Origin of the sequence: Microbacterium sp. NPDC077184 (assembly GCF_040687055.1) — a bacterium.
Classification (GTDB): domain Bacteria; phylum Actinomycetota; class Actinomycetes; order Actinomycetales; family Microbacteriaceae; genus Microbacterium.
The window spans coordinates 806950-831795 of record NZ_JBFBMM010000001.1 but is presented as its reverse complement, the minus strand read 5'-3'; the positions used below and the strand labels follow the sequence as shown (position 1 = coordinate 831795).

Annotated in this window: 21 protein-coding genes; 10 read left to right on the top strand and 11 right to left on the bottom strand. The window is 71.6% G+C overall.

The features are described from left to right. Nucleotides 1-22: 22 nt before the first annotated feature. Nucleotides 23-865, bottom strand: a complete 843-nt coding sequence (locus AB0O93_RS03980; RefSeq protein ID WP_363340713.1) for an aldo/keto reductase — start codon at nt 863-865, stop codon at nt 23-25. A 77-nt stretch (nt 866-942) separates the two neighbouring features. Here AB0O93_RS03980 and hrpA point away from each other — a divergent pair, with 77 nt between their 5' ends. Further along, nucleotides 943-4890, top strand: a complete 3948-nt coding sequence (gene hrpA / locus AB0O93_RS03975; RefSeq protein ID WP_363340711.1) for an ATP-dependent RNA helicase HrpA — start codon at nt 943-945, stop codon at nt 4888-4890. 6 nt (nt 4891-4896) lie between these two features. On the opposite strand, the gene AB0O93_RS03970 is transcribed toward hrpA, so the two are convergent. Next, nucleotides 4897-5751, bottom strand: coding sequence for a sulfurtransferase (locus tag AB0O93_RS03970; protein ID WP_363340709.1), 855 nt, complete (start codon nt 5749-5751; stop codon nt 4897-4899). Between the two features lie 35 nt (nt 5752-5786). Then, nucleotides 5787-7115, bottom strand: coding sequence for a M20/M25/M40 family metallo-hydrolase (locus tag AB0O93_RS03965; RefSeq protein ID WP_363340707.1), 1329 nt, complete (start codon nt 7113-7115; stop codon nt 5787-5789). Nucleotides 7116-7160: 45 nt separating this feature from the next. On the opposite strand from AB0O93_RS03965, the gene AB0O93_RS03960 reads away from it, so the two are divergent. The 9 genes from AB0O93_RS03960 to AB0O93_RS03920 all read left to right on the top strand — a co-directional run bounded on the left by AB0O93_RS03960 (nt 7161) and on the right by AB0O93_RS03920 (nt 16868). Next, nucleotides 7161-8165 carry a Gfo/Idh/MocA family oxidoreductase gene (locus AB0O93_RS03960; protein WP_363340705.1) on the top strand — a complete coding sequence of 335 codons (1005 nt, stop codon included), beginning with the start codon at nt 7161-7163 and terminating at the stop codon, nt 8163-8165. Beyond that, a complete protein-coding gene (locus AB0O93_RS03955) occupies nt 8165-9028 on the top strand; it encodes an NYN domain-containing protein (RefSeq protein ID WP_363340703.1) in 864 nt (287 codons plus the stop codon). The genes AB0O93_RS03960 and AB0O93_RS03955 overlap by 1 nt, the downstream gene beginning before the upstream one ends. A 32-nt stretch (nt 9029-9060) precedes the next feature. Next, nucleotides 9061-10248, top strand: a complete 1188-nt coding sequence (locus AB0O93_RS03950; RefSeq protein ID WP_363340701.1) for an ROK family transcriptional regulator — start codon at nt 9061-9063, stop codon at nt 10246-10248. Between the two features lie 3 nt (nt 10249-10251). After that, the gene (locus AB0O93_RS03945) at nt 10252-11307 is read left to right on the top strand and encodes a substrate-binding domain-containing protein (RefSeq protein ID WP_363340699.1); all 1056 of its coding nucleotides are present in this window, start codon (nt 10252-10254) and stop codon (nt 11305-11307) included. 16 nt (nt 11308-11323) lie between these two features. Continuing rightward, the gene (locus tag AB0O93_RS03940) at nt 11324-12205 is read left to right on the top strand and encodes an ATP-binding cassette domain-containing protein (protein WP_363341002.1); all 882 of its coding nucleotides are present in this window, start codon (nt 11324-11326) and stop codon (nt 12203-12205) included. Continuing rightward, nucleotides 12202-13434, top strand: a complete 1233-nt coding sequence (locus AB0O93_RS03935) for a sugar ABC transporter permease (RefSeq protein ID WP_363340697.1) — start codon at nt 12202-12204, stop codon at nt 13432-13434. Before AB0O93_RS03940 ends, AB0O93_RS03935 begins: the two co-directional genes overlap by 4 nt. A 164-nt stretch (nt 13435-13598) precedes the next feature. After that, entirely contained in the window at nt 13599-14681 is a 1083-nt protein-coding gene (locus tag AB0O93_RS03930; protein ID WP_053548762.1) for a substrate-binding domain-containing protein, read from the top strand. 94 nt (nt 14682-14775) lie between these two features. After that, nucleotides 14776-15594 carry an ATP-binding cassette domain-containing protein gene (locus tag AB0O93_RS03925; protein ID WP_236968933.1) on the top strand — a complete coding sequence of 273 codons (819 nt, stop codon included), beginning with the start codon at nt 14776-14778 and terminating at the stop codon, nt 15592-15594. Continuing rightward, nucleotides 15594-16868, top strand: a complete 1275-nt coding sequence (locus AB0O93_RS03920; RefSeq protein ID WP_363340694.1) for an ABC transporter permease — start codon at nt 15594-15596, stop codon at nt 16866-16868. Before AB0O93_RS03925 ends, AB0O93_RS03920 begins: the two co-directional genes overlap by 1 nt. Nucleotides 16869-16923: 55 nt before the next feature. Here AB0O93_RS03920 and AB0O93_RS03915 read toward each other — a convergent pair whose 3' ends face one another. The 8 genes from AB0O93_RS03915 to AB0O93_RS03880 form a co-directional block, all read right to left on the bottom strand. Next, nucleotides 16924-18450 (bottom strand): ATP-dependent DNA ligase, encoded by a 1527-nt coding sequence (locus AB0O93_RS03915; RefSeq protein WP_363340692.1) that lies wholly within the window; start codon nt 18448-18450, stop codon nt 16924-16926. Between the two features lie 72 nt (nt 18451-18522). Then, nucleotides 18523-19287 carry an ABC transporter ATP-binding protein gene (locus AB0O93_RS03910; protein ID WP_363340690.1) on the bottom strand — a complete coding sequence of 255 codons (765 nt, stop codon included), beginning with the start codon at nt 19285-19287 and terminating at the stop codon, nt 18523-18525. Then, nucleotides 19284-20129: an ABC transporter ATP-binding protein gene (locus AB0O93_RS03905; RefSeq protein ID WP_363340688.1), complete on the bottom strand. Its 846-nt coding sequence runs from the start codon at nt 20127-20129 to the stop codon at nt 19284-19286. Before AB0O93_RS03905 ends, AB0O93_RS03910 begins: the two co-directional genes overlap by 4 nt. Beyond that, nucleotides 20126-20995 (bottom strand): ABC transporter permease, encoded by an 870-nt coding sequence (locus AB0O93_RS03900; RefSeq protein ID WP_363340686.1) that lies wholly within the window; start codon nt 20993-20995, stop codon nt 20126-20128. The genes AB0O93_RS03905 and AB0O93_RS03900 overlap by 4 nt, the downstream gene beginning before the upstream one ends. Continuing rightward, entirely contained in the window at nt 20992-21936 is a 945-nt protein-coding gene (locus tag AB0O93_RS03895) for an ABC transporter permease (RefSeq protein WP_231718044.1), read from the bottom strand. The genes AB0O93_RS03900 and AB0O93_RS03895 overlap by 4 nt, the downstream gene beginning before the upstream one ends. A 29-nt stretch (nt 21937-21965) precedes the next feature. Beyond that, the gene (locus AB0O93_RS03890; RefSeq protein WP_363340684.1) at nt 21966-23495 is read right to left on the bottom strand and encodes an ABC transporter substrate-binding protein; all 1530 of its coding nucleotides are present in this window, start codon (nt 23493-23495) and stop codon (nt 21966-21968) included. A 44-nt stretch (nt 23496-23539) separates the two neighbouring features. Further along, the gene (locus tag AB0O93_RS03885; RefSeq protein ID WP_363340682.1) at nt 23540-24280 is read right to left on the bottom strand and encodes a DUF1684 domain-containing protein; all 741 of its coding nucleotides are present in this window, start codon (nt 24278-24280) and stop codon (nt 23540-23542) included. A 98-nt stretch (nt 24281-24378) separates the two neighbouring features. Beyond that, complete coding sequence (locus tag AB0O93_RS03880) at nt 24379-24843, bottom strand: DUF3817 domain-containing protein (protein ID WP_363340679.1); 465 nt, start codon at nt 24841-24843, stop codon at nt 24379-24381. Between the last annotated feature and the right edge of the window lie 3 nt (nt 24844-24846).

Below are 24846 nucleotides of genomic sequence, written 5' to 3'. Positions count from 1 at the left end.
GGAATCGCAACCGGGAGCGCGGTCAGTTGACCTCGTCCGGGTGGGCGCTGACCCGGCCCGAGCCGTCGCCCGGATCCATCGCGTCGATCGCGGCGATCTCGTCGGCACTGAGGGTGAAGTCCCGCACGTCGAGGTTCTCGGCGAGACGCTCGCGGCGCACCGACTTCGGGAAGACGATGAAGCCCTTCTGCAGGTGCCAGCGGAGCACCGCCTGGGCGGGCGTCTTGCCGTGGGCCGCTGCCGCCGCGGCCACGGGGGCGGCGCCGAACAGGTCGTACTTGCCCTGGCCGAGGGGGCCCCACGACTCGATCGCGACACCGTGTTCGGCGGCCCAGTCGGTGATCTCGCGCTGCTGGTAGGCCGGGTGCAGCTCGATCTGGTTGACGGCGGGGACGACGCCGGTCGCCGCGACGATGCGCTCGAGGTGCGGGACGAGGTGGTTGGAGACGCCGATGCTGCGCGTGAGTCCCGCGTCGCGCAGAGTCACCATCTGCTCCCACGCGTGGACGTAGTCGTCCTTGGCGGGCGTCGGCCAATGCACGAGGTACAGATCGACCTGCTCGAGGCCGAGACGGCCGAGGCTCTCGTCGATGGCCCGACGCGGTTCGTCGTCGTGATGGCGGTCGTTCCAGAGCTTCGTGGTGACGTAGAGCTCGTCGCGCGGGATGCCGCTCTTGGCGATCGCGGCGCCGACGCCCTCCTCGTTACCGTAGATGGCGGCGGTGTCGATGTGGCGGTAGCCGAGCTCGAGGGCCTCGGTGACGGCGCGCTCCGCGTCGTCGGCCGGAACCTTGAACACGCCGTAGCCGAGCTGGGGGATGCGGTGACCGTCGTTGAGGGTCACCGTGGGAATCGAATCGGTCATGCCGACACCCTAGGACGGGGTCCGCGAGCTCGCGGGGCGGAGACATCGCCCCGGTCCGCACGATACGATCGAAGGCTATGTCTTCGCCCGCGCCCGTGATCTCCTATCCGCCGGAGCTCCCCGTCAGCGCCGCGCGGGACGAGATCGCCGATGCCGTCGCGCACCATCAGGTCGTGATCGTCGCGGGCGCGACCGGCTCGGGGAAGACCACCCAGCTGCCGAAGATCTGTCTCGACCTCGGCCGGCAGAAGATCGCGCACACGCAGCCGCGCCGGATCGCGGCCCGAACGATCGCCGAGCGCATCGCCGAGGAGCTCGCCGTTTCGCTCGGGACGACCGTCGGCTACAAGGTGCGCTTCACCGACAACGTCTCCGCCGAGACCTCGATCGCGCTGATGACCGACGGCATCCTCCTCAACGAGATCCACCGCGACCGGCTGCTCTCGCGGTACGACACGATCATCGTCGACGAGGCGCACGAGCGCTCGCTCAACGTCGACTTCCTCCTGGGATACCTGCACCGCCTGCTCCCCCGCCGCCCCGACCTCAAGATCATCATCACCAGCGCGACGATCGACCCGGAGAGCTTCGCCGCGCACTTCGCCGCGGCCGACGGCACTCCCGCACCGATCATCGAGGTCTCCGGCCGCACGCACCCGGTCGAGGTCCGCTACCGGCCCGGAGAGGCTCCGGGCGGGGGCGACGGAGAGGGCGACTCCGGTGATGACGTGGACGGCATCCTGCGGGCTCTCCGCGAGCTCGATCGCGAACCCGCCGGGGATGTCCTGCTCTTCCTTCCGGGCGAGGCGGAGATCCGGGATGCGGTGGATGCCGTACGCGGCATGTACGCCAAGGACGCCGCACCGACCGAGGTGCTGCCGCTCTACGGCCGTCTCAGCGCCGCCGACCAGCACCGGGTCTTCGAGCGCTCGAGCGTCGCCGGCCTCCGGCGCCGCGTGATCCTCGCCACCAACGTCGCCGAGACGAGCCTGACGGTGCCCGGCATCCGCTACGTCGTCGACACCGGGACCGCGCGCATCTCCCGCTACTCCGCACGCAGCAAGATCCAGCGGCTCCCGATCGAACCGATCTCGCAGGCCTCGGCGCAGCAGCGCTCCGGTCGCGCGGGCCGCACGAGTCCGGGTGTCGCGATCCGTCTGTACGGCGAGGACGACTTCCTCACGCGCGACGAGTTCACCGACCCCGAGATCCTCCGGACCTCCCTGGCGGCCGTCATCCTGCAGATGCTCGCTCTCGGGTTCGGCGACATCGAGCGCTTCCCGTTTCTGACACCCCCCGACTCCCGCGGGGTGAAGGCGGCCTTCGACCTCCTCCGCGAGCTCGGCGCGGTCGCGTCGGGAGCCCGCGGGGAGAACCGGCTCACCGACATCGGTCGCGAGATCGCGCGGCTGCCCATCGATCCGCGGTTCGCGCGCATGCTGCTCCAGGCCCGCAAGGACGGGGTCCTCCCGGCGGTGCTGGCGATCGTGTCGGGCATGTCGATCCAGGACGTGCGCGAGCGCCCCGAAGAGCGACGGGAGGAGGCGGATCGCCTCCACGCGCGCTTCACCGATCCGACGAGCGACTTCCTCTCCCTGCTGAACCTGTGGAACCACCTGCGCGAGAAGCAGGACGAGTTGGGGTCGAGCGCCTTCCGCAGGCTCTGCCGCGCCGAGCACCTCAACTACGTGCGGGTGCGGGAGTGGTCCGACGTCCACCGGCAGCTCACCCAGCTCCTGCGCCCCACCGGGGACGAGCGTCGCGACCCCCGCGACGCCCCCGCGGATCCGGATGCCGTCCACCGGGCGATCCTCTCCGGCCTCCTCTCCCACATCGGCATCCTCGACGAACGCTCCGTCGCAAAGGGCGCCCCCGCGCGCGGCACCGGTCGCGGCAAGCCGCCGGGGGCGGAGTACCTCGGCGCGCGCGGAGCGCGGTTCGCCATCTTCCCCGGGTCGGGGCTGAAGAAGAAGCGCCCCGCCGCGCTCATGGCCGCCGAGCTCGTCGAGACCTCGCGGCTGTTCGCCCGGACGGTCGCCGAGATCGATTCGGCCTGGGCCGAAGCCCTCGCGGGGGATCTCGTCCGCCGCCAGCTCAGCGAGCCGCACTGGTCGCAGACCGCGGGAGCGGCGTCGGTCTACGAGAAGGTCACCCTCTTCGGCGTGGAGATCATCGCGCGCCGGCGGGTGCAGCTGGCCCGATTCGACCGTCCCCTGGCCCGGGAGATGTTCCTCCGCCACGCGCTCGTCGACGACGAGTGGGACCCGAGCGGCCTCGACAAGCGCGCGAGCGCGTTCCACCGTCGCAACCACGAGCTGCGCCGCCGTCTCGAACGGCTCGAGGAGCGCCAGCGCCGGCGCGACATCCTCGTCGGCGACGAGGCGGTGTTCCGCTTCTACGACGCCCGCGTCCCGCGCGACGTGTTCGACGTCCGCTCGTTCGAGGCGTGGTGGAAGGAGCACTCCCTCCGCGCTCCGCGGCTGCTCGACATGAGCGAGGCCGATCTCGTCGACGAAGCCGCCCGCGGGGACGAGCGCGACTTCCCCGGGCGGTGGACCCAGGGCGACCAGGTGCTCTCCCTCGCCTACCGCTTCGAGCCGGGCGCGGAGGACGACGGCGTCACCGTCGTCGTGCCCATCGCCCTCCTCGCCACCCTCCGCCCCGACGGATTCGACTGGCAGGTCCCGGGCATGCGGGACGAGCTGATCACGGCGCTCCTGCGCGCCCTCCCCAAGGCGATCCGTCGTCACGTCGTCCCGGCCGGGGACTGGGCGGGCACCTTCGCCGCGGAGCTGCGGGGCCAGGGACCGGAAGATCACGACGGGCTCCCGCCGGAGTCCCTCCGCGCGGCCCTCGCGCGACGGATCCAGCGCGTGGCGCACCAGCCCGTGACCGCCGACGACTTCGAGTCCGATCGCATCCCCACCCACCTGCAGGTCACCTTCCGCGTCGTCGACGGGCGCGGGCGCGTGCTCGGACGCGACACGGATCTCGCCGCCCTCCAGTCCGCGCTCTCGGCCCGCGCCCGCGAGGAGGTGTCCCGTTCGCTCTCCCGGCCCGCCGCGGCCACGCCGTCCGCCCGGGGCGGCGCACCCCGCGCAGGCGCGCGGAAGGATGCCGCGCCGAACGACGCGCCGGCCTTCACGGAGCAGTCCGGCCTCACTTCCTGGCCGGCGGAGACCCTCCCCGAGGTGGTCGACACCCGCGTGGCCGGCGGTGTCGTCCGCGGGTATCCGGCGATCGTCGACGACGGATCGACGGTGTCGCTGCGCGTGGAGTCCACGCCGGAGCGCGCACGGGAGGCCACGCACCGCGGTATCCGTCGACTGCTGCTGCTGGCGGTGCCCTCCCCCGCGACGTATGTGCTGGACCACCTCACCTCGACCGAGAAGCTCGCCCTCGCCGCCTCGCCCTACCCCTCGGCGAAGGCCCTGGTGGAGGACGGCCGCGTCGCCGTCGCCGACGCGGTGCTCCGCCACGCCGCTCCGGACGGCGTGCTGCGCACCCGGGCGGAGTTCGAGCGGGTGCGGGACGCCCTGTCGGCGGTCGTCGTCGACGAGACGTTCCGGGTGGTCTCGCTCGCGGCGAAGATCCTCATCGCGGCGCGCGACGTCGAACGCGGCATCCGGGATCGGAACTCCCTCACGCTCCTCTCCGCCCTCGGCGACGTGAAGTCGCAGCTGGCGGGGCTGGTCTTCCCCGGCTTCGTCGCCCGCACCGGAACGGCTCGGCTCGCTCATCTGCCGCGCTACCTGCGCGCGGCGCGGGAGCGTCTGGACGGCATGGCCGACAACCCCGGACGCGACCGGCAGCGCCAGACCGAGTTCGAGCGGGCGGCTGCCCTTTACGCGGATGCCGGCGGCGTGCTCCCCCTCCCCGAGGACGCCGCTCCCGCGCTCACGAGCGCGCGGTGGCTGCTCGAGGAGTACCGGGTGAGTCTGTTCGCGCAGGGGCTCGGGACGGCCGAGCCGGTGTCGCTGCCGCGCATCCAGAAGGCGCTGCGCCCGGACGCGGGATCCCGCTGACGCGCGTCACGCCGGTCGCACCACACCCGCCGGCGTCGGACCGGTCGCCACGAGGCGTCCCGGCGTCCGCGACCATGCACTCCACGACCCCGGGAAGAGGGTGACTTCGATCCCGGCGAGTTCACCCGCGAGGACGGCGTGGCTCGCGGCGATCCCCGACCCGCAGGACGCGGCCACCGGCACCGTGCCGTCGGCGCCGACCGCGGCGAACAGCGCGCGCAGCCGCGCGGGCTCGGCGAAGCGTCCCCGATCGATCAGGGTCGTCGTGGGCAGGTTCACCGCTCCCGGGATGTGACCGGCCACGGGGTCCATGGGCTCGCTCTCGCCGCGGTAGCGTTCGGCGGCGCGCACGTCGAGGAGGACGCCGTGCGATGACCACCGCGCCGCCTCCTCGATGTCGATCGTGCCGCCGTCGATCGCGTCGAGGGCGATGTCCCCCGCCGCCGGAAGCACGTCGCCGGTCTCGAGGGCGTGACCGGCGTCGGTCCAGGCGCGCAGGCCCCCGTCGAGCACGCGCACGTCGGCGACACCGCTCCGGGTGAGCAGCCACCAGGCGCGCGCCGCCGCCACGGAATCGATGTCGTCGTAGACCACGACCACATCGCCGCGCGAGATGCCCCAGCGCCGGGCCGCGCGCTCGAGATCACCCGCCTTCGGGAGCGGATGGCGCCCCTCCTCCGGTTCACCGGGCCGGGAGAGCTCCCGCTCCAGGTCGACGTACACCGCGCCCGGAAGGTGGCCCGAGAGGTAGTCGGGTCGGCCGTCCGGCCGGTCCAGACGCCACCGCACGTCCAGCAGACGGACAGGGGCGCCCGTGACCAGGAGGTCGGACAGGTCGGCGACGGAGAGGAGCGGAGCCATACGGTCATGGTGCAGCCCGATGGCGCGCCCCGCCGTCACGACGCGCGGATCAGCGCCGCGTAGAACGCGATGCCGCGCAGCCACACGTCGACGCGGATGCGCTCGTTCGGCGCGTGCAGGGCGTCGCGCTCGGCGCGGGTGAGGTGGAACGGGGTGAAACGGTAGACGTGCTCGCTGATCCCGGTGAACCAGCGGCTGTCGCTGGCTCCGAGCTGCAGGTAGGGCGTGGTGACGACGTCCGCCCCGAGCGTGTCGGCGACCGCCGTGGCGATCCGCCGCCACGGCTCGCCGCGCCAGGGCGAAACCGGAGAGGGGTCGCTCCCCTGGCGCAGCGCGACCTCCACCGCCGGATCGCCGATCACGCGTCGCACCCGCGCGATCGCGCCCTCCACCGTGTCGCCGGTGAGCAGGCGCACGTTCACGGTCGCCCGCGCGCGCGTGGCGAGGACGTTCTCCCCCACCGCGCCGTCCAGCTCGGTCACGACCGCGGTGGTCCGGACGATCGCGTTCGTCTCCGGGCCCGCGAGCGGCAGGGCGCGGGCGAGCAGCGGCGCGGTGACCGCGAGGTTCGCGAGGAGCGGCCGCAGCGGCCCGCGCGCGTGCGGGGCCAGCGTCGCCAGCATCGCCCGCACCGGCGGGGCGAGGCGCACGGGGAACGGATGCCGGTGCAGTCGCCCGATCGCGCGGGCGAGCCGCGCGGGAGCCGGGAAGGACGGCGGCGTCGAGGCGTGGCCCCCGGCCTCGTGGACGGTGAGGGTCAGCGTCATCACCCCGCGCTCGGCCACCCCGACCATGGCCGTGGGGACGTCGACGCCGGGGAGGACCCCGTCGACCACCGCTCCGCCCTCATCGAGGACCAGGGCGGGGCGGATGCCGCGCTCCTGGAGCACCGTCGCGATCGCGCGGGCGCCGTCGCCGGCGGTCTCCTCGTTGTGGCCGAACGCGAGATAGACGTCCTGTGCGGGGACGACGCCGTCCGCGAGCGCGTCCTCCACCGCCTCGAGGATCGCCACGAGGGCGCCCTTGTCGTCGATCGCGCCGCGGGCGTGGATCTCGGCATCCGCTCCCTCGCCGGAGATCTCGGCCGCGAACGGCGGATACCGCCACTCGGTCGGATCCACCGGGACGACGTCCTGGTGGGCCATGAGCACCAGCGGCCCTTCCGCCGTCGTGCCGCGCCAGCGGTAGAGGAGTGCGTGCCCGGCGACGACCTCGCGCTCGAGCTCGTCGTGCACGCGCGGATAGAGCCGCGCGATCGTGTCGTGCAGGAGATCGAACGCGGCGGTGTCGACGAGCGACGCGTCGACGTGCGAGACAGTGGGGATCCGCAGGATCTCTCGGAAGCGGTCGATCGGAGTGCTCACCCTGCGAAGCCTAATTCGCGACGCCCCGCCCGCTACCCTCGGAGGATGACCGCATCCGCATCCCCGAGTCTTCGCTGGGGCATCCTCGGCCCCGGCGGCATCGCGCACGCCTTCACTCGCGACATCCGTCTCGCCGGCCGGGAGGTCGTCGCCGTCGGATCGCGCGATCGCGACAAGGCCGCGGCCTTCGCCGAGCAGTACGCGATCCCCCGCGTCCACGGGAGCTACGAGGAGCTCGTGGCCGACCCCGAGGTGGACATCGTCTACATCGCCACTCCGCACCCCTTCCACCACGCCCAGGCCCTCCTCGCCCTGAACGCCGGCAAGCACGTCCTGGTGGAAAAGCCCTTCACCCTGACCGCCGCCGAGGCCGCGGAGGTGCGCGACGTCGCCGCCGAGAGAGGCCTGCTGGCGATGGAGGCGATGTGGACGCGCTACCTCCCGCACATGGCGCGCATCCGCGAGATCATCGCCGCCGGGACGCTCGGCGAGGTGCGCGCGGTCATGGCCGACCACACGCAGCTGCTGCCGTCGGATCCGACCCACCGCCTGAACGCCCTGGAGCTCGGGGGCGGCGCGCTGCTGGACCTCGGGGTGTACCCCGTGTCGTTCGCGTGGGACATCCTGGGCGAACCGATCTCGATCGCCGCCTCCGGACGCCTCGGCGAGACCGGCGCCGACACCGAGGTCGCCACGATCATGGTGCACCCCTCCGGCGCCGTGTCCACGTCGCTCTCGGCCTCCCGGGCGTCGGGACCGAACGTCGCCCACATCATCGGCACCGAGGGGCGGATCGACATCGACCGCGTCTGGTACAACGCCACCTCGTTCCGCGTGATCGGCCCCGATGGCACGGTCATCGAGGAGTACCGCTCCGAGATCTCCGGGCGCGGGATGCAGTTCCAGGCGCTCGCGGCGGAGGCGTACATCGCCGACGGCACCCTCGACAGCGCCCTGCTCCCGATCGACGAGACGGTGGCGATCATGGAGACCCTCGACGAGATCCGCGGCCTCATCGGCGTGCGCTACCCGTCGGAGGAGGAGGACTGATGGCTCCCGCTCCCGGCGCCCGCGTGGCGGTGTACCTCGACTTCGACAACATCGTGATGTCCTGGTACGACCGGGTCCATGGACGGAACGCCTACTCGCGCGACCGGCAGAAGATCGCCGCCGACCCCACGGATCCCGAGATCGCCGAGCGGTTGACCGCGGCGACGATCGACGTGGGCGCCATCATCGACTACGCCACGTCCTTCGGGACGCTGGTGACCACGCGCGCCTACGCCGACTGGTCCGCTCCCGTCAACGCCGAGTACCGCTCCCAGCTCGTGGCCCGCGCGGTCGACCTCGTCCAGCTCTTCCCGGCCGCCGCCTACGCCAAGAACGGCGCGGACATCCGTCTGGCGGTGGATGCCGTGGAGGACATGTTCCGCCTTCCCGACCTCACCCACGTCGTCATCGTCGCGGGGGACTCGGACTACGTCCCCCTCGCCCAGCGGTGCAAGCGCCTCGGGCGCTTCGTCGTCGGTGTCGGGGTCGCCGGCTCCACGGCCAAGTCCCTCGCCGCGGCGTGCGACCAGTTCGACTCGTACGACGCCCTCCCCGGCGTCGCCGTCCCCGCGAGCGCCGAGAAGGAGTCCACCCCGACGCGCCGACGCGGGCGGAAGGCGGCATCCGATCCCACCGCCGATCTCCTGGAGCGCGCGCTGCGGCTGGAGAGCGACAAAGAGGATGCGGAGTGGCAGCACGCCTCGGCGGTGAAGAGCCTGATCAAACGGCTCGACCCGTCCTTCAGCGAGAAGGCGCTCGGCCACAAGAGCTTCTCGGAATTCCTGAAGGCCCATCCCGCCGTCGCCGAGACCGACGAGGCGGAGAACATCGTCCTGGTGCGGCTCGCGGCCGACCGCCGCTGACGCCCGCACCGGCGAGCGGTACAGTGTGTCCCGTGGCACGCCGTACTCCTCCGCCGGGCTCGCAGACCTCTCTGCGAGAGGCGAACCGTGCGCGCGTGATCGAGTCGCTGAAGCGGCACGGCCGTCTGACGCAGGTGGAATTGGCCGGAAGCACGGGGCTGTCGCCGGCCACGGTGTCGAACATCGTCAAGGAGCTCACCGCCTCGGGGCTGCTGCACACCTCGTTCACGTCCCGCAGCGGCCGGCGCGCGACGCTGGTCTCGCTCGCCCGTCAGGTCGGGCTCGTCGCCGGAGTCCACTTCAGCTCCCGGCACCTGCGCATCGCCATCGCCGATGCCACGCGCACCACCGTCACCCAAAGCACGCTTCCGCTCCCCCTGGACCACCGCCACGATGCGGAGCTGGATCGGCTGAGCCTCCTGCTCGGCGACATGATGGAGTCCCTCGGCGGATCGGTCTCGGATCTCCTCGCGGTGGGTCTCGCCCTGCCCGCACCCATCGATCCGCGCACGGGCATGGTCTCCACCCCCGGGCTCCTCCGCGGCTGGGAGGGCGTCGACGTCGCCGAGAGCCTCAGCTCCCGCATCGGCCGCCCCGTGCACGTGGACAGCGAAGCGAATCTCGGCGGTCTCGCCGAGGCCCGCGAGGGCGCCGGCCGGGCATCGCGCTCGTCGGTGTTCATCCGGATCGGCCACACCATCAGCGCAGGAATCATCGTCGACGGCGATCTCTTCCGCGGGGTCAACGGCAAGGCCGGGCAGATCGGGCACGTCACGCTCGACGAGAACGGCCCCATCTGCCGGTGCAGCAACCGCGGATGCCTCGAGACGTACGCGGCGGGCCCCGCCCTCCTCTCCCTCTTCCCGCCCGGCGAGGGGATGCAGCGCCTGGGCGATCTCCTGCAGGCCGCCGAGTCCGGCGACGGCAGCTCGCGACGCGTCATCGCCGACGCCGGCCGCCACATCGGCGTCGCCGCGGCGAGTCTGTGCAATCTCTTCGACCCCGAGCTCATCATCGTCGGCGGCGAGCTGGGACTCGCGGGCGAACTCCTCATGGCTCCCATGCGCCACTCGCTGGAGCGCACGGCGCTCGCCTCCGCCGACGGTCTCCCCGAGATCGTCGAGGCCTCGTTCGGCGAATGGGCCGAGACCCGCGGAGCCATCGCGACGGCGCTCGACCAGGTCGCCGTCGACGCCCAGACCCTGCCCATCACGGCCTGACCCGTGCGCCTCTCCCGCCTGCATCCGGCGGCCGTCCTCGCGGCGACCGCGCTGACGGCCGCCCTGCTCACCGCGTGCGCACCGGCCGCCGACGACGACGGCACGATCGCCCTCCTCCTCCCCGACGCCAAGACTGCGCGGTACGAGACGTTCGACCGCCCCGTGTTCGAAGAGCGGGTCGCGGAGCTCGGCGATTTCCGCGTGCTGTACTCCAACGCCGACCAGGATGCCGCCAAGCAGCAGCAGCAGGCGGAGTCCGCCCTCGCGGCGGGGACGGACGTCCTCGTGCTCGACCCCGTCGACGGCAACGCGGCGGTCTCGATCGTCGCCGCCGCCAACGCCCAGGGCGTTCCCGTGATCGCCTACGACCGGATGATCTCCGGCGGCGAGCTGGCCTACCACGTGTCCTTCGACAACGAGAAGGTCGGACAGCTGCAGGCCGAGACCCTCGTGGCGGGGCTCGACGCCGCCGATCGGGCGGATGCCGGCATCCTGATGATCAACGGCTCCCCGACCGACAGCAACGCGGCCCTCTTCCGGGCGGGGGCGCGCGAGGTGCTGGACGCCGCCGGAGTGACCATCCTGGCCGAGTACAGCACGCCGGACTGGAGCCCCGACAAGGCCCAGGAGTGGACCGCAGGCCAGATCTCGCAGTTCGGCGACCGCATCGCCGCGGTGTACGCCGCGAACGACGGGACCGCGTCGGGAGCGGTCTCGGCCCTGAAGGCCGCCAACGTCACGCCGTATCCGCTGGTGACGGGGCAGGATGCCGAGCTGACGGCGCTGCAGCGGATCCTCACCGGGGACCAGTACATGACGGTCTACAAGGCGATCAAGCCGCAGGCGCGGCTCGCCGCTGAGGTCGCCGTCACGCTCGCCCGCGGGGACGAGGTCACCGCACCGACGGAGATCGACGGCGTCCCGACGACCTTCCTCGAGCCGGTCGCGGTGACGGTGGACACCATCGCCGACACGGTGATCGCCGACGGATTCTGGAGGGTGGAGGACATCTGCACGCCGGCCTATGCGGCCGCGTGCGCCGCCGCCGGTCTACGGTAGCCAGGTGGCAGCGGACATGGCGACGACGCATCCCCGACCTCGGCGCACCCGGGAGCGGGTCCTGACGATGACGGGCATCCGCAAGCGGTTCGGCGCCGTGAAGGCGCTCTCGGACGTGGACTTCTGGGTCAATGAGGGCGAGGTCGTCGCGCTCGTGGGCGACAATGGCGCGGGCAAGTCGACGCTGGTGAAGGTACTCGCGGGAGTCCACCCGCCGGACGCCGGCGAGACCGTGTTCGACGGCCGGAGCGTGCAGATCGCCAGCCCCGCCGACGCGCAGGACCTCGGGATCGCGACCGTCTTCCAGGACCTCGCGCTGTGCGACAACCTCGACGTCGTGGCGAACCTGTGGCTGGGTCGCGAGCGCCGCGACGGCGTGCTGCTGGACGAGGTCGACATGGAGCAGCGCACGTGGAGCCTCCTGCGCGAGCTGTCGGCGAAGATCCCCTCGGTCCGCGTGCCCGTGGCCTCGCTCTCGGGTGGTCAGCGGCAGACCGTCGCGATCGCCCGCTCGCTCGTGGGAGAGCCCCGCGTGGTGATCCTCGATGAGCCGACGGCCGCGCTCGGGGTGGCCCAGACCGCCGAGGTGCTCAACCTCATCGAGCGGCTGCGCGAACGCGGTCACGGGGTGATCCTCATCAGCCACAACATGGCCGATGTGCTCGCCGTCGCCGACCGCGTGGTCGTCCTCCGCCTCGGACGCAACAACGGCGAGTACAACGTCGCCGACGTCACGAGCGAGACACTGATCGCCGCGATCACGGGGGCGGGCGACTTCGGTGCGCGTCCCCGACCCGCGCCACCCGAGCCGGTCGAACCGACCGAACCACCCGTTCCGGTCATCCCCCTCCGCCCGCGCGGATCGCACCCGCGCCCCGGGCACGGAGACGGCGAATGACGGCCGCCGACGACCGCGCGGCGGTCGGCGCCCTGCCGCCCAGCGGCGGCATCCGTCAGAGTCTCGACCTGTTCGTCGCGCGGATCCGCGGCGGGGACCTGGGCGCGGCTCCCGTCGTCGCCGGCCTCATCGTGATCTGGATCGTCTTCCAGACGCTGAACCCGGTCTTCCTCTCCAGCACGAACCTCGTGAACCTCACGATGCAGAGCGCCGCGATCGGCACGATCGCCCTCGGGATCGTGCTGGTGCTGCTCATCGGCGAGATCGACCTGTCGGTGGGATCGGTGTCGGGGCTCGCCGCCGCGGTGCTGGCCGTCGGGTTCGTCCAGCTCCAGTGGCCGCTGGTCGTGGCGCTCCTCGCCGCCGCGGGGGTCGGGATGATCATCGGCCTGGTCTACGGGTTCCTCGTCACGACCTTCGGTCTCCCGAGCTTCGTGGTGACCCTCGCGGGGCTCCTGGCCTTCCTCGGCGTGCAGCTGTGGGTCCTCGGCCCGTCGGGATCGATCAACCTTCCGTTCGACTCCTGGATCGTGCAGTTCGCACAGCAGATGTTCCTTCCCGCGTGGGCCTCCTACGTCGCCGTCGCCGTCGCCGTCGGACTCTACGCGGCCAGCCTCGCCCGGCGGGCGCGGCGACGCGCGGCCGCCGATCTCGTCCACCAGAGGCCGGTCGAGATCGCCGCGCGCACGGCGGTGCTCGCGGCGGTGCTGGCCGTCTCGGCGTGGTACCTCAACCTGTCGCGCGGCGTCGGGGTGATGTTCGTGTTCTTCCTGGTCCTCGTCGTGGGGATGCACATCGCCCTCACCCGCACCCGGTGGGGTCGTGCGGTCTACGCGGTCGGCGGGTCGGTGGAGGGCGCGCGGCGTGCCGGCATCCGGGTCGATCGGATCTACCTGTCCGTGTTCGCGATGTGCTCGACCCTCGCCGCCGTCGGCGGACTCCTCGCCGCCGCCCGCCTCGCGGCCGCGAACCAGAGCTCGGGCGCCGGAGACACGAACCTGACGGCGATCGCCGCCGCCGTGATCGGCGGTGCGAGCCTGTTCGGAGGGCGCGGCAGCGCGTTCTCCGCGCTCCTCGGCATCCTCGTGATCGGCTCCATCGCGTCCGGACTGACGCTGCTGAACCTGGATTCATCCGTTCAGTTCATGATCACCGGTGCCGTGCTCGTCCTCGCCGTCATCGTCGATTCGATCTCCCGGCGTACGCGCGTGGCCACCGGACGCGCCTGATTCCGCGCCGACACCTCGCCCTTGGGTTCAGGGGGCGAAGCCGTTCGTCGCGTTATCGAGGCGTTATCTTCAAGTCTTGACGCCAATGCGTTCACTCGTCAAGATCGGTGCAAGCGATGTGGCTCGGCCTCGGGCCTCGCACCTTCAATGACGAAAGGCGAAAGATGAAGAAGTCTTCACTCCTGACGCTCGCGGCCTTCTCCGGCGCCGTGGCTGTCGCACTCACCGGCTGTGCCGGCGGCAGCACCGACGGCGGCGGCGCGACCGACGGCGGCGACGCCGCCGGTGACGCCGGGCGCGCGTGCGTCATCCTCCCGGACGCGGCATCCTCGCCCCGCTGGGAGAACTTCGACCGCAAGTACCTCCAGGAGGGCCTGGAGGGCGCCGGTTTCCAGGTCGACATCCAGAACGCCCAGGGTGACGTCAACCAGTACTCCACCATCGCCGACCAGCAGCTCACGCAGGGCTGCGGCGTGATGCTGCTCGTCGACTACCAGGGCGCGGCCGAAGCCGTCGCCGAGAAGGCCACCGCGCAGGGGATTCCGGTCATCGCCTACGACCGTCCCTTCGCCGGCGCGGACTACTACGTCTCGTTCGACAACATGGAGGTCGGGCGCCTTCAGGGCCAGACGGTGCTCAACGGTCTCGAGGCCGCGGGCGTCGACCCGGCCGAGGCAACCGTGGTCTACATCGGCGGCGACCCCACCGACGGCAACGCGGCGATGTTCCACGACGGCGCCGACGAGGTGCTCTCCGAGGCGGGCATCACCCCGGCCGCCGAGCCCCCGGGAGCCTGGGACCAGGCGGTCTCGCAGACCAACTTCGAGCAGGCGCTGACCTCGCTCGGCGGACAGGTCGACGGCGTCTGGGCCGCGAACGACACCAACGCCGCCGGTGTCATCCAGGTGCTGCAGACGAACAACCTCGAGGGCGTGGCCGTCTCCGGACAGGACGCCAACATCGCGGGGCTTCAGAACATCCTCCTCGGCTGGCAGACCGCGACGGTCTACAAGCCGGTCGCCGATGAGGCCGCCGCGGCCGTCGAGGTCGCCATCGCGCTCCTGAACGGCGAGTCGGTCTCCACGGATGCCGAGCTCGAGGACGGGACGCCGTACATCCAGGTGACCCCGGTCCTGGTCGGACCCGACGAGGTCAAGGACGTCATCGCCGCCGGCGACGCCGCCTACGACGACGTCTGCACCCCCGAGGTCATGGCCGCGTGCGAGGAGTTCGGCGTCACGCCGTAACCCCGCAGCACGGGGCGCCGCGTCCTCCGGGGCGCGGCGCCCCTTCCCTACCCGCACGCGGGATGCCCGGCATCCTGCTGGCAAGGAAGCGATCATGACAGACACGATTTCCCATCCCTCCACCGCCACGGACCCGATCATCAAGCTGGTCGGCGTGAAGAAGTCCTTCGGCCCCGTCAGCGTCCTCAAGGGCGTGGACCTGAGCGTCCACCCGGGACGCGTCACCGCCCTTGTGGGCGACAACGGCGCCGGCAAGTCCACCCTCATCAAGGGACTCGCAGGCGTCCAGCCCTACGACGAGGGCGACGTGCTCATCGACGGCGTCCACCGCGACCTGCACGCCCCCCGGGACGCGTCGGGGCTCGGCATCGAGGTCGTCTACCAGGACCTCGCGCTGTGCGACAACCTCGACATCGTCCAGAACATGTTCCTCGGCCGCGAGGAGACCTCCCTCGGCACCTTCGACGAGGGGCGCATGGAGAAGGAGGCCTCCGACACCCTGCGCTCCCTCTCCGTCCGCACCGTCAAGTCGGTGCGGCAGAAGGTCTCCAGCCTCTCCGGCGGACAGCGTCAGACCGTCGCGATCGCCCGCGCGGTGCTGAAGAAGGCGCGCGTGGTGATCCTCGACGAGCCCACCGCGGCCCTCGGCGTCGCGCAGACCGAACAGGTGCTGAACCTCGTGCGGCGCCTGTCGGACCAGGGGGTGGCGGTAGTCCTCATCAGCCACAACCTCGCCGACGTCTTCGCCGTCGCCGACGACATCGCCGTGCTCTACCTCGGGCAGATGGTCGCCCAGATCCCCACCGCCGAGACCACCCGCGACGACGTCGTCGGGTACATCACCGGCACCAAGACACCCACCGGATTCGTCGTGCAGGACACCGCGACCATCCGCACCGAAGGAGACTCGTGATGAGCAGCAGCACCGCCCGCACGGAAGCCTCCGTGGACCCCATCGCGGGTGATCTGATCGGCAGCGGCGTCGAGGGCGGACTCGGCGACCAGATCCGCGCCTGGTGGCAGCGCGTCCGCGGCGGCGACATGGGCGCGCTCCCCGCCGTCGGCGGACTCGTCGTCCTCGGCATCCTCTTCACCACCCTGAGCCCGTTCTTCCTCACCGAGCGGAACTTCGCCAACCTGCTGAACCAGGCGGCGACCCTCGTCATGCTCGGGATGGCGTTGGTGTTCGTCCTGCTCCTCGGCGAGATCGACCTGTCCGCGGGTGTCACGGGCGGTGTGGCGATGGCGCTCTTCGTCGTCCTCAACGCCCAGTTCGGCATCGCCTGGCCGCTCGCCCTGCTCGTCGGATTCGGGTTCGGTCTGCTGGCGGGCGCGTTCATCGGCTTCTTCGTCGCGAGGGTGGGCATACCGTCGTTCGTGGTGACCCTCGGGTTGTTCCTCGGCCTCCAGGGTCTCGCCCTGGTCATCATCGGGCCGGGCGGTCTGTACCGCGTCGAGGTGCCCGAGCTCATCGCCCTCCAGAACGGCAACCTGCCCGTCTGGGGCGGGTGGCTGATGCTCGCGATCATGCTCGCCGTCTCCGCCGGAACCGCCTTCTGGGACCGCGCCCGCCGCAGCCGCGCCGGGGTGCCGAACCGCGCCCTCTCGCTGGTGTGGATCAAGCTCGCCGCGATCGCCGTCCTCGGCGGGGTGGTGGTCTATGTCCTCAACGTCGACCGCGGACAGGGCACCGTCGCGGTGCAGGGCGTCCCCAACATCGTGCCGGTCGTGCTGGTGATCCTGTGGGCGGGCACGTTCGTCCTGGACCGCACCAAGTTCGGTCGCTACATCTACGCCGTCGGCGGCAACGCCGAGGCCGCGCGCCGCTCCGGCGTGAAGGTCCGGTGGGTGAAGTGGTGGGCGTTCGTGATCTGCTCCAGCCTCGCCGTCGTGTCGGCGCTGTTCAGCGTCACCCGCGTCGGATCGGTGGATGCCGCAGTGGGACGCGACATCGTCCTCTCCGGTGTCGCCGCCGCCGTCGTCGGCGGGGTGAGCCTCTTCGGTGGTCGCGGACGCCTCGTCCACGCCGCGATCGGCGCCCTCGTGATCGCGGTGATCACCAACGGTCTGGGTCTCCTCGGCCTCCCCGCCGGAGTGAACCTCCTCGTCACGGGCGGCGTGCTGATCCTCGCCGCCACGGTCGATGCCCTGTCGCGCCTGCGCTCGGGCGGAGCGATGAGACTCTAGCCCCGGTTCCCCGAATCGGGCCCCGGCGTCGCAATGACGCCGGGGCCCGCTCTGTTCACGGCCGGAGGAGCGCGCGGAGAGCACCGATCGTGTCGGCCTGCCGGGCGTCCTTGTCGGGGCGATACCCCTTCACCCGGGCGAAACGGAGGGCGACTCCGCCGGGGTACCGGGTCGAGCGCTGCACCCCGTCGATCGCGATCTCCACGACCGTCTCCGGCCGCACATGCACCGCTCCCGCCGTCCGCCGCGTCTCGATCGACGGGAGATGCGCGCTCTGCCAGCGGAGGGTCTCGTCGGTGAGGCCCTTGAAGGTCTTCCCCACCATCACGAACCCGCCCGGCTCCCCGTACTCCCCGTCCGGATCCCGGGCGGCCAGGTGCAGGTTCGACAGGAGTCCGGTCCGCCGTCCCGACCCCCATTCGGCCGCAAGGACGACGAGGTCGAAGGTGAGGACGGGCTTGACCTTCAGCCACGACTTCCCTCGACGGCCCGCGGCGTAGGGCGCGTCGAGCGCCTTCACCATGACCCCCTCGTGGCCGGCGGCCAGGGCTTCACGGGCGAACCGCTCCCCCGCGTCGGCATGCGCGGTGTGGAGGGCCGGGATGATCTGCTCACCGACGAGCGCGGCGAGCGCCGCGCGCCGCTCGGCCAGGGGCGCATCCAGGAGGTCCGCCCCGTCGAGGTGCAGCAGATCGAAGAACCAGGGCCGTAGCAGGGTGTGCGCGTCGGCCACCGAGCCGAAGCGCGCCATCGTGTCCTGGAACGGCCGCGGGCCGCCGTCCTCGTCGAGCGCGAGCGTTTCCCCGTCGAGGATCACGCGCTGCGCGGGAAGCGCTCGCGCCGCCGCCACGATCTCGGGCACCCGCGCGGTGATGTCGGCGAGCGAGCGGGTGAAGACGCGGACATCGTCCCCGTCGCGGTGCACCTGCACGCGCGCACCGTCGAGCTTGTACTCCACCGCCGCCGGCCCGTCGAACGCCCCGAGGGCGTCGGTGACCGACGAAGCGGTCGCGGCGAGCATCGGCAGGACACCGCGTCCCACGACGAGACCGACCGCGTCGAGGTCGTCGGCCGTTCCGGTCATCGCCAGACGCGCGGTCTCCCCCAGGTCGCCGCTCAGCATCGCGGCGCGGCGGACCGCGGCGCTCGGATGCCCGCTCGCGCGTGCGATCGCGTCGAGGACCACGCCCTCCAGCGCGCCGGAGCGGAGCTCGCCCAGGACGATCCGCCGCAGGAGGTCCCACTCCTCGGCGGTGGTCTGCGCTGCGAGCGCCGCGAGGATCTCCGCCCTCCGGACGCCCACCCCGTCACCGCCCGCCCGGGCGAGGGCGTCGAGCGCCGCGTCGACCTCGGCGATCGTCAGGGTCGGCTCCGACGCGGCGTCGGCTGCGATGTCCGACAGGGTCCGCCACCCGATGCCGATGCGCCCCTGGCGCGGCCGTGCGAGGAGGAAGCCGACGACGACCGGGAGCTCCTCGGGATCCGTGCGCGCGAGGAGGCGGGCGACGGCGTCGATCTTGGCGGTGCGCGACGCTGTGGCCGTCGCTTCGTCGACGCTCTCGCGGACCTCGTGGAACAGCATCCCCGCATTGTCGCACCGGCCGGGGACGTCACGACCCGTTCGGATCGACCGGATCAGCCGGATCCGCGCCGCTCAGGCGGGCAGTCGCGGCACAGCCGAGAGGAGCCGCCGCGTGTACGGGTGCTGCGGGGCGGTGAGCACGGATGCCGTCTCCCCCGCCTCGACGATGCGGCCGCCCTCGAGCACGACCATCCGCTGACACAGCGCCGCGATGATCGTGAGGTCGTGCGAGACGATCAGCAGACCGATCCCCCGCTCGGCGACGAGGCCGCGCAGCAGCTCGATGACCCGCATCCGCACGGAGGTGTCGAGCGCACTGACCGGCTCATCGGCCAGGAGCAGCCGCGGCTCGGGGGCGAGCGCCCGGGCGATGGCGATGCGTTGCCGCTGCCCACCCGAGAACGCCTCCGGATGCCGCGTCGCAGCGTCGGCGGGGAGATCCACCGCCGTCAGCAGCTCGGCGATCCGGGCCGCCCGGGTCCGGGCGTCGCCCGGGATGTCGAGCGAGCGGAGAGGTTCGGCGAGGGAGGCGCCGACGGTCATCCGCGGATCGAGGGACGAGAACGGGTCCTGGTAGACCGGCTGAACGGCACGTCGGAAGCGTCGCATCGTGGCACGGTCCCGCCGCCGGAGGGCGGCACCCTCGAACAGCACCTCGCCCTCGCTCGGCGCGTCGAGTCCGAGGAGGAGGCGCAGCAGCGTGGTCTTGCCGGCGCCGGACTCCCCGACGAGTCCGACGGTCTCCCCCGGGGCGAGCGCGAGGTCGACGCCGTCGAGGACGGGCGCCCCTTTGCGGTACGAGAACGAGACGTCTCGGGCGTGCAGGAGTGCGCTCACGTGTCGTCCCCTCGGGATCGGTGGCGTCCGGTCTCCCGGGGGAGGAAGGCGTCGAGGTTCCTGGAGGCCACCACGAGGCTCCGGGTGTACTCCGCGGCCGGCGTCATCAGCAGCTGCCGCGTGGGTGCGAGCTCGATCTGCCGGCCGTGCCGGAGGACGAGCACGCGGTCGGAGATCTCGGAGACGATCGGGAGATCGTGACTGATGAAGACGAGCGACATCCCCCGCTCGGTGACCTCCCGCTGCAGCAGGTCGAGCACCCCGGCCTGCACCGTCACGTCGAGCGCCGTCGTCGGCTCGTCGGCGATGAGGAGGGCGGGGTCGCCGGCGAGGGCGATCGCGATCGCGACGCGCTGGCGCTGGCCGCCGGAGATCTCGTGGATGTACGACCGCGCGATCCGCTCCGGGTTCGGCAGGGCGACGTCGGCGAGGGCGTCGAGGACCGCTCTGCGCAGCCGATCTCCGCGGAGTCCCCGGTGACGACGGAGCGGCCACGCGATCTGCGCGCCCACCCGCATGAGGGGGTCGAGGGCGGCGAGCGGCTCTTGGAACACCGCGCTGACGACGCTGCCGCGGACGGCGTCCATCCGCCGGGAACGCGCGGTCACGGCATCCACCGATCCGTCGGGGGTGTCCAGGACGATCTCGCCCCGCGCCGCGAGGGGGTGCGCGAGGAGGCCGAGGATCGCCAGCGCCGTCAGCGACTTCCCGGACCCCGATTCTCCGATGATGCCGAGGCGCTCACCGGGGGCCACCTCGAACGAGACCTCCGCCACGAGGTCGCGCGGCTCCGGCTCGGTGAGCGCGATCCCGAGGTCGCGGACCTGCAGCAGCGCGCTCATCGGATGCTCCGCGTCGTCGGATCGGCGATGTCCCGCAGACCGTCGGCGAGAAGGTTCATGCCGATGATCGTGGCCACCAGGAGGATGCCGGGGAGGATCGCCGCAGTGGGAGCGACGAGCACGGTGCTCTGCGCCTCCTGCAGCATCCGCCCCCAGGACGCGTTCGGCGGTGGGGAGCCGAGCCCGAGGTAGGACAGCGACGCCTCCGCGACGACCGCGCCGCCGAACTGCAGGGCGAGCGGGACGACGAGGGTCGGCCAGACGTTCGGGAGGACGTGGAGGAAGAGGATACGGAAGCTGCCGGTCCCGGAGGTGCGCGACGCGGTGATGAAGTCCTGTGCGAGGACGCGCGTGGCCGTCACCCGGGTGAGTCGGGCGATGACGGCCGACCCCGCCAGACCGATCGCGAGGGTGGCGGATTCGAGCGAGGCGCCTCGCCACGCGACGATCAGCATCGCCAGCAACAGGGTCGGGAAGGCGATCGCGATGTCGAGGAGGCTGGACAGGGCGTCGTCGACCCACCGGCCCGCGGTCGCGGCGAGCAGGCCCAGTGTGATGCCGAGGAGTGCGGCGATGAGGACCGACCCGAAGCCGACGAGCATCGCCAGGCGCGCCCCCACCATGAGCTGCGAGAAGAGGTCGCGCCCGAGCCGGTCGGTGCCCGCCCAGTTCTGCAAGGAGGGTGGGGACAGGCGTCCGCCGGTGGTGTCTTCCAGCGGGAACGGCGTCCAGACGAGCGAGACGAGCGCGATCACGAGGATCGTGCCGAACAGGATCGCGCCCACGAGGAGGTTCAGCGAGCGACGCCGTGACGAGCGGCGCGCGGCGGGCGCGACACGGGTGGCCGGAAGGTCGGTCGCGGTCATGCGGCGGCCCTCGCGCGTCGGTTGCCGGACAGGGTGTCGCGCAGTCGCGGATCGATGAGGCGCTGGAGGATGTCGGCGGCGAAGCCGAACAGCAGCACGAGTGCGGTGGAGAAGAGGAGGATCCCCTGGATGCTCGGGAAGTCCTGCTCGCGGATCGCCACGAGCAGCATGTCGCCGAGTCCGGGGAGGGCGAAGACCCGCTCGATGACGACCGCCCCGACGAAGGTCGTCGAGAGCATGATGGCGAGGATCGAGATCACCGGGACCACGGCGTTGCGCACGCCGTGGCGCCACAGGGCCGTGGCGAAGCTCTGGCCGCTCGCGCGGGCCGCGCGCATGTACTGCTGCCCGAGGATGTCGAGCGTCGCACTGCGGACGTACCGGGCCAGGTCGCTGCCGGCCACGATCGCGATCGCCAGCACCGGCAGGGTGAGCGAGTACAGCGCGGCCCCCGGATCCTCCCAATCGGTGCGGGGGAAACCGCCGGCGGGGAAGACACGCCATCCGAGCGAGAGCACGGAGACGAGCAGGATGCCGACCCAGAAGGCCGGGATCGCGCCGCCCAGCTGCGACAGCGCGGAGAAGGTCGCGCCGTACCAGGTGCGCGACTTCCAGGCGGCGAAGAAGCCCACGGGCACCGCGATCACGACCGCGAGGGCGAAGGAGATGAGGGTGAGCGGCAGGGTGACATTCAGTCGGCGGGCGATCTCGTCGCCGACGTCGAGCCGGTTGGTGAAGGACTGCCCCAGGTCGAGCGTCGCCAGCTGGGCGAGGTAGTCGCCGAACTGCACGTACAGCGGGCGATCCACGCCCAGGCGCGCCGCCGCGGCGGCGATGTCGGCCTCGGTGGCGCCGACGGAGATCAGCGCGAACACGGGGTTGCCGAGCACGCGCAGCACGACGAACAGGATTGTCGCGGCCAGCGCGAACGCCAGCAGCAACAATCCTGTCCGTCGGATCAGATACGCGCCTATGACGCCGCCTTCTCGATGTCGTAGACGTAGAACAGCGAGTTCAGGCCGTTCTCGGGGACTCCGCTGATACCGGGGGCAGCGACCCGCAACTGGGGGTTGAGGTACAGCCAGACGCTGGCCGCGTCGTCGGAGACCTGCTGGTTCGCCAGCTTCACCAGCTCCGTCTGCTCCTCGACCGTGGAGGCGGCCTCCGAGTCGGCGAGCCAGGTCTGCACGTCGGCGTTGTCGTAGCCCCAGTAGAAGTCGGGGTTGCCGTAGAAGTTGATGTCGCGGTCGTTGACGTGCCCCTGGAGGGTCGCCTCGAAGTCGGTGTCGGTGTACACCTTCTGGTACCACTCGTCATCGGTGATGATGTTGATGTCGACCGTGATGCCGACCTTCGCCAGCTCCGTCTTGACGAACTCCGCCACCGTGGAGTGCACGCCCGAGTCGGGGGTGTCCAGGGTGAAGGAGAACCCGTCGGCGTAGCCGGCATCCGCGAGCAACTCCTCGCTCAGCGCCGGGTCGTACGGGTTGTTGTCGGCGAGGTCGAGGTACCAGGGCTCCGACGGGGGCACCATCGATCCGATGAGCTGACCGCGGCCGTCCCAGATCGCGTCGAGGAGCTGTTCGCGGTTGATCGCGGAGGAGATCGCCTTCCGGACCTGGATGTCGTCGAACGGTGCGATCCGGTCGTTGAAGGCGAGGAGCTCCTTGGTCGTGGAGGTGCCCTCGATGATCTCGAAGCCCGCGGCTTCGAATTCGGCCAGGCTGTCGGGGTTGGACTGGCTCGTGACGAGGTCGACCGCGTTCGTCAGCAGCGCGTTGTTCAGTGCGGTGGGGTCGGCGTAGTACTGGTAGACGACGCCGCCGTTGGCGGGCGCCTCGCCCCAATAGTCCTCGTTGACCTCGAGGGCGATCGAGTCGCCCTTGCGGTAGTCGGCGAGGGCGTAGGGGCCGCTGCCGTCCGCGGCGGAGGTGAGGTCTCCGGCCGCGGGGTTCACGATCCAGACGTAGCCGAGGTTGTAGGTGAAGCTGATCGAGGGCTGGCTGAGGGTGACGGCGACCGTGCGGTCGTCGATCACCTCGACGTTGTCGATGACGCTCAGCTGGCGCTTGCGCGCGGCGATCGACCCCTCGCTCACGAAGCGCTCGAGGCTGTACTTCACCGCCTCGGCATCCACCGGGTCACCGGAGTGGAAGGTCGCGTCCGGCTGCAGGGTGAAGGTGTAGACGAGGCCGTCCTCGGACACCTCGGTCTCGGTCGCCAGGAGGGGCTCGACGGCGGCGTCGTCGGTGATCCGGAACAGACCCTCGTAGACGTTGCCGGTGAAGACCTCGGTGACGCCGGAGCTGCCACCGAAGATCTGGTCGAGATTGGTGGGCTCGTTCTGCGAGCCGACGATGACCTCCGCCTGCGGGTCGGCCTCACCGGAGGCGGAGGAGGAAGCGGCCCCGCCACCCGCGCAGCCGGCGAGGACGAGAGCACCGACAGCGAGGCTGGCGGCGGAGGCGAGCAGGCGGGTACGACGATGGCGTGCGGTCACGTCAGGGTCCTTCTGTGGGGGTGGGGGGAGGTCGGGAGGGAGGGTCAGAGGGCGAAGCCGTCGGCGTAGCGCACGCGCAGCTCTCCGGCGCGGACCGCGAACGGGAGGCGGTTCTGCAGCGGCGGGAGCGGACAGTTCATCTGGTTGGAGAATCCGCACGGCGGGACCGTGGCGCGGTTGAAATCGACGGTGATCGGGATGCTGTCGCCGGGGCGGAGCGGCGTCGCCGCGCCGGGGTGATCGAGGAACAGGAACCGACCGGCGCCGTAAGACTCCGCGCCGTTGGTGGTGTCGCCGAAGACGAGCTGCAGGGTCGCGTGGCCGTCGTGGGTGGTGTCGAACGCGGCGAGCCGGTATTCGGTGCCGTCGACGGTGAAGATCAGGTCGCCCGAGACGGGGAGCGAGCGGGTGGCCCCGGCATCCTTGATGTGCTCGAAGGGGACGACGCGGTCCTCGTCGACGAGTTCGAAGCGTCCCTCGAGCACCCACGCGGGGTCGTAGGGGGCGGTGACGATCTCCTCGAACGCCTGCTGGGCCGGCGAGTCCTGACGCCAGATGCGGTAGCCCTCCTGCGGGGCGCCGGTGTCGAGGTCGGTGCGGCGGAGCCGCGTGAAGACGGCGTCGGCGGGGTGGCCCTCGCGGGCGACGTCCTCGGCGACCGGCGGATCGCCCGCGACCGACCAGTGCGTGAGCACCAGCGACAGGGCGCCCGTGGGGCCCGTCACGGTCTCTCGGCGGTCACGGATCCACTGCGCGTGGGCCGTCTCGGTCGTCGTGTCGCTCACCATCACAGGTAACCAAATGCCGCGCGGCGCTCAGAAATTCCGTGTCGCCGTGTTTCTCTTCGTCGACGGTGGATGGGTGCTCCGGGTGCGGACCGTGCTCAGTCCCGGCCGCCGGGCGGACCGATGATGAGCAGGGCGACGTAAAGGCCGACGACGGCGACGGCGATGAGCAGCGCGAGCACCCACGGGCGCGCGAGGAACCAGCGCATCAGCCGGTCGTGCCATGCGCCGTCGCGCGGGTCGTCGGTGCGCTCGAGGCGCCAGGGGCCGTTCAGGCGACCGCTGCGGTGCAGCCAGATCTCGGTGGGGATCGTCGCGTAGGGGATGACGGCGCTCGCGACGGCGACGACCGTCGGGCCCGCACCCCACCGCTGGTTCTTCGCCACGAGGATCGCGGTGGCCCCGTAGGAGAGGAAGACGAAGCCGTGGATGCCGCCGCCGATCGTCACCGCGATCGCGAGGTCGGCCGTCGCCCGGAGGATCAGACCGGCGATCAGCAGGGTCCACGAGATCGCTTCGGCGACGGCGAGGACGCGGAACAGGTTCAGGGGCGCGCGGAACACGGG

What these genes read in the sequence shown, in the direction of transcription:
- AB0O93_RS03900 (WP_363340686.1), bottom strand. Translation starts at nt 20,995, where the DNA reads ATGACCGCGACCGACCTTCCGGCCACCCGTGTCGCGCCCGCCGCGCGC.
- AB0O93_RS03920 (WP_363340694.1), top strand. Translation starts at nt 15,594, where the DNA reads ATGAGCAGCAGCACCGCCCGCACGGAAGCCTCCGTGGACCCCATCGCG.
- AB0O93_RS03960 (WP_363340705.1), top strand. Translation starts at nt 7,161, where the DNA reads ATGACCGCATCCGCATCCCCGAGTCTTCGCTGGGGCATCCTCGGCCCC.
- AB0O93_RS03970 (WP_363340709.1), bottom strand. Translation starts at nt 5,751, where the DNA reads ATGGCTCCGCTCCTCTCCGTCGCCGACCTGTCCGACCTCCTGGTCACG.
- AB0O93_RS03905 (WP_363340688.1), bottom strand. Translation starts at nt 20,129, where the DNA reads ATGAGCGCGCTGCTGCAGGTCCGCGACCTCGGGATCGCGCTCACCGAG.
- AB0O93_RS03915 (WP_363340692.1), bottom strand. Translation starts at nt 18,450, where the DNA reads ATGCTGTTCCACGAGGTCCGCGAGAGCGTCGACGAAGCGACGGCCACA.
- AB0O93_RS03935 (WP_363340697.1), top strand. Translation starts at nt 12,202, where the DNA reads ATGACGGCCGCCGACGACCGCGCGGCGGTCGGCGCCCTGCCGCCCAGC.
- AB0O93_RS03980 (WP_363340713.1), bottom strand. Translation starts at nt 865, where the DNA reads ATGACCGATTCGATTCCCACGGTGACCCTCAACGACGGTCACCGCATC.
- AB0O93_RS03940 (WP_363341002.1), top strand. Translation starts at nt 11,324, where the DNA reads ATGGCGACGACGCATCCCCGACCTCGGCGCACCCGGGAGCGGGTCCTG.
- hrpA (WP_363340711.1), top strand. Translation starts at nt 943, where the DNA reads ATGTCTTCGCCCGCGCCCGTGATCTCCTATCCGCCGGAGCTCCCCGTC.
- AB0O93_RS03930 (WP_053548762.1), top strand. Translation starts at nt 13,599, where the DNA reads ATGAAGAAGTCTTCACTCCTGACGCTCGCGGCCTTCTCCGGCGCCGTG.
- AB0O93_RS03925 (WP_236968933.1), top strand. Translation starts at nt 14,776, where the DNA reads ATGACAGACACGATTTCCCATCCCTCCACCGCCACGGACCCGATCATC.
- AB0O93_RS03955 (WP_363340703.1), top strand. Translation starts at nt 8,165, where the DNA reads ATGGCTCCCGCTCCCGGCGCCCGCGTGGCGGTGTACCTCGACTTCGAC.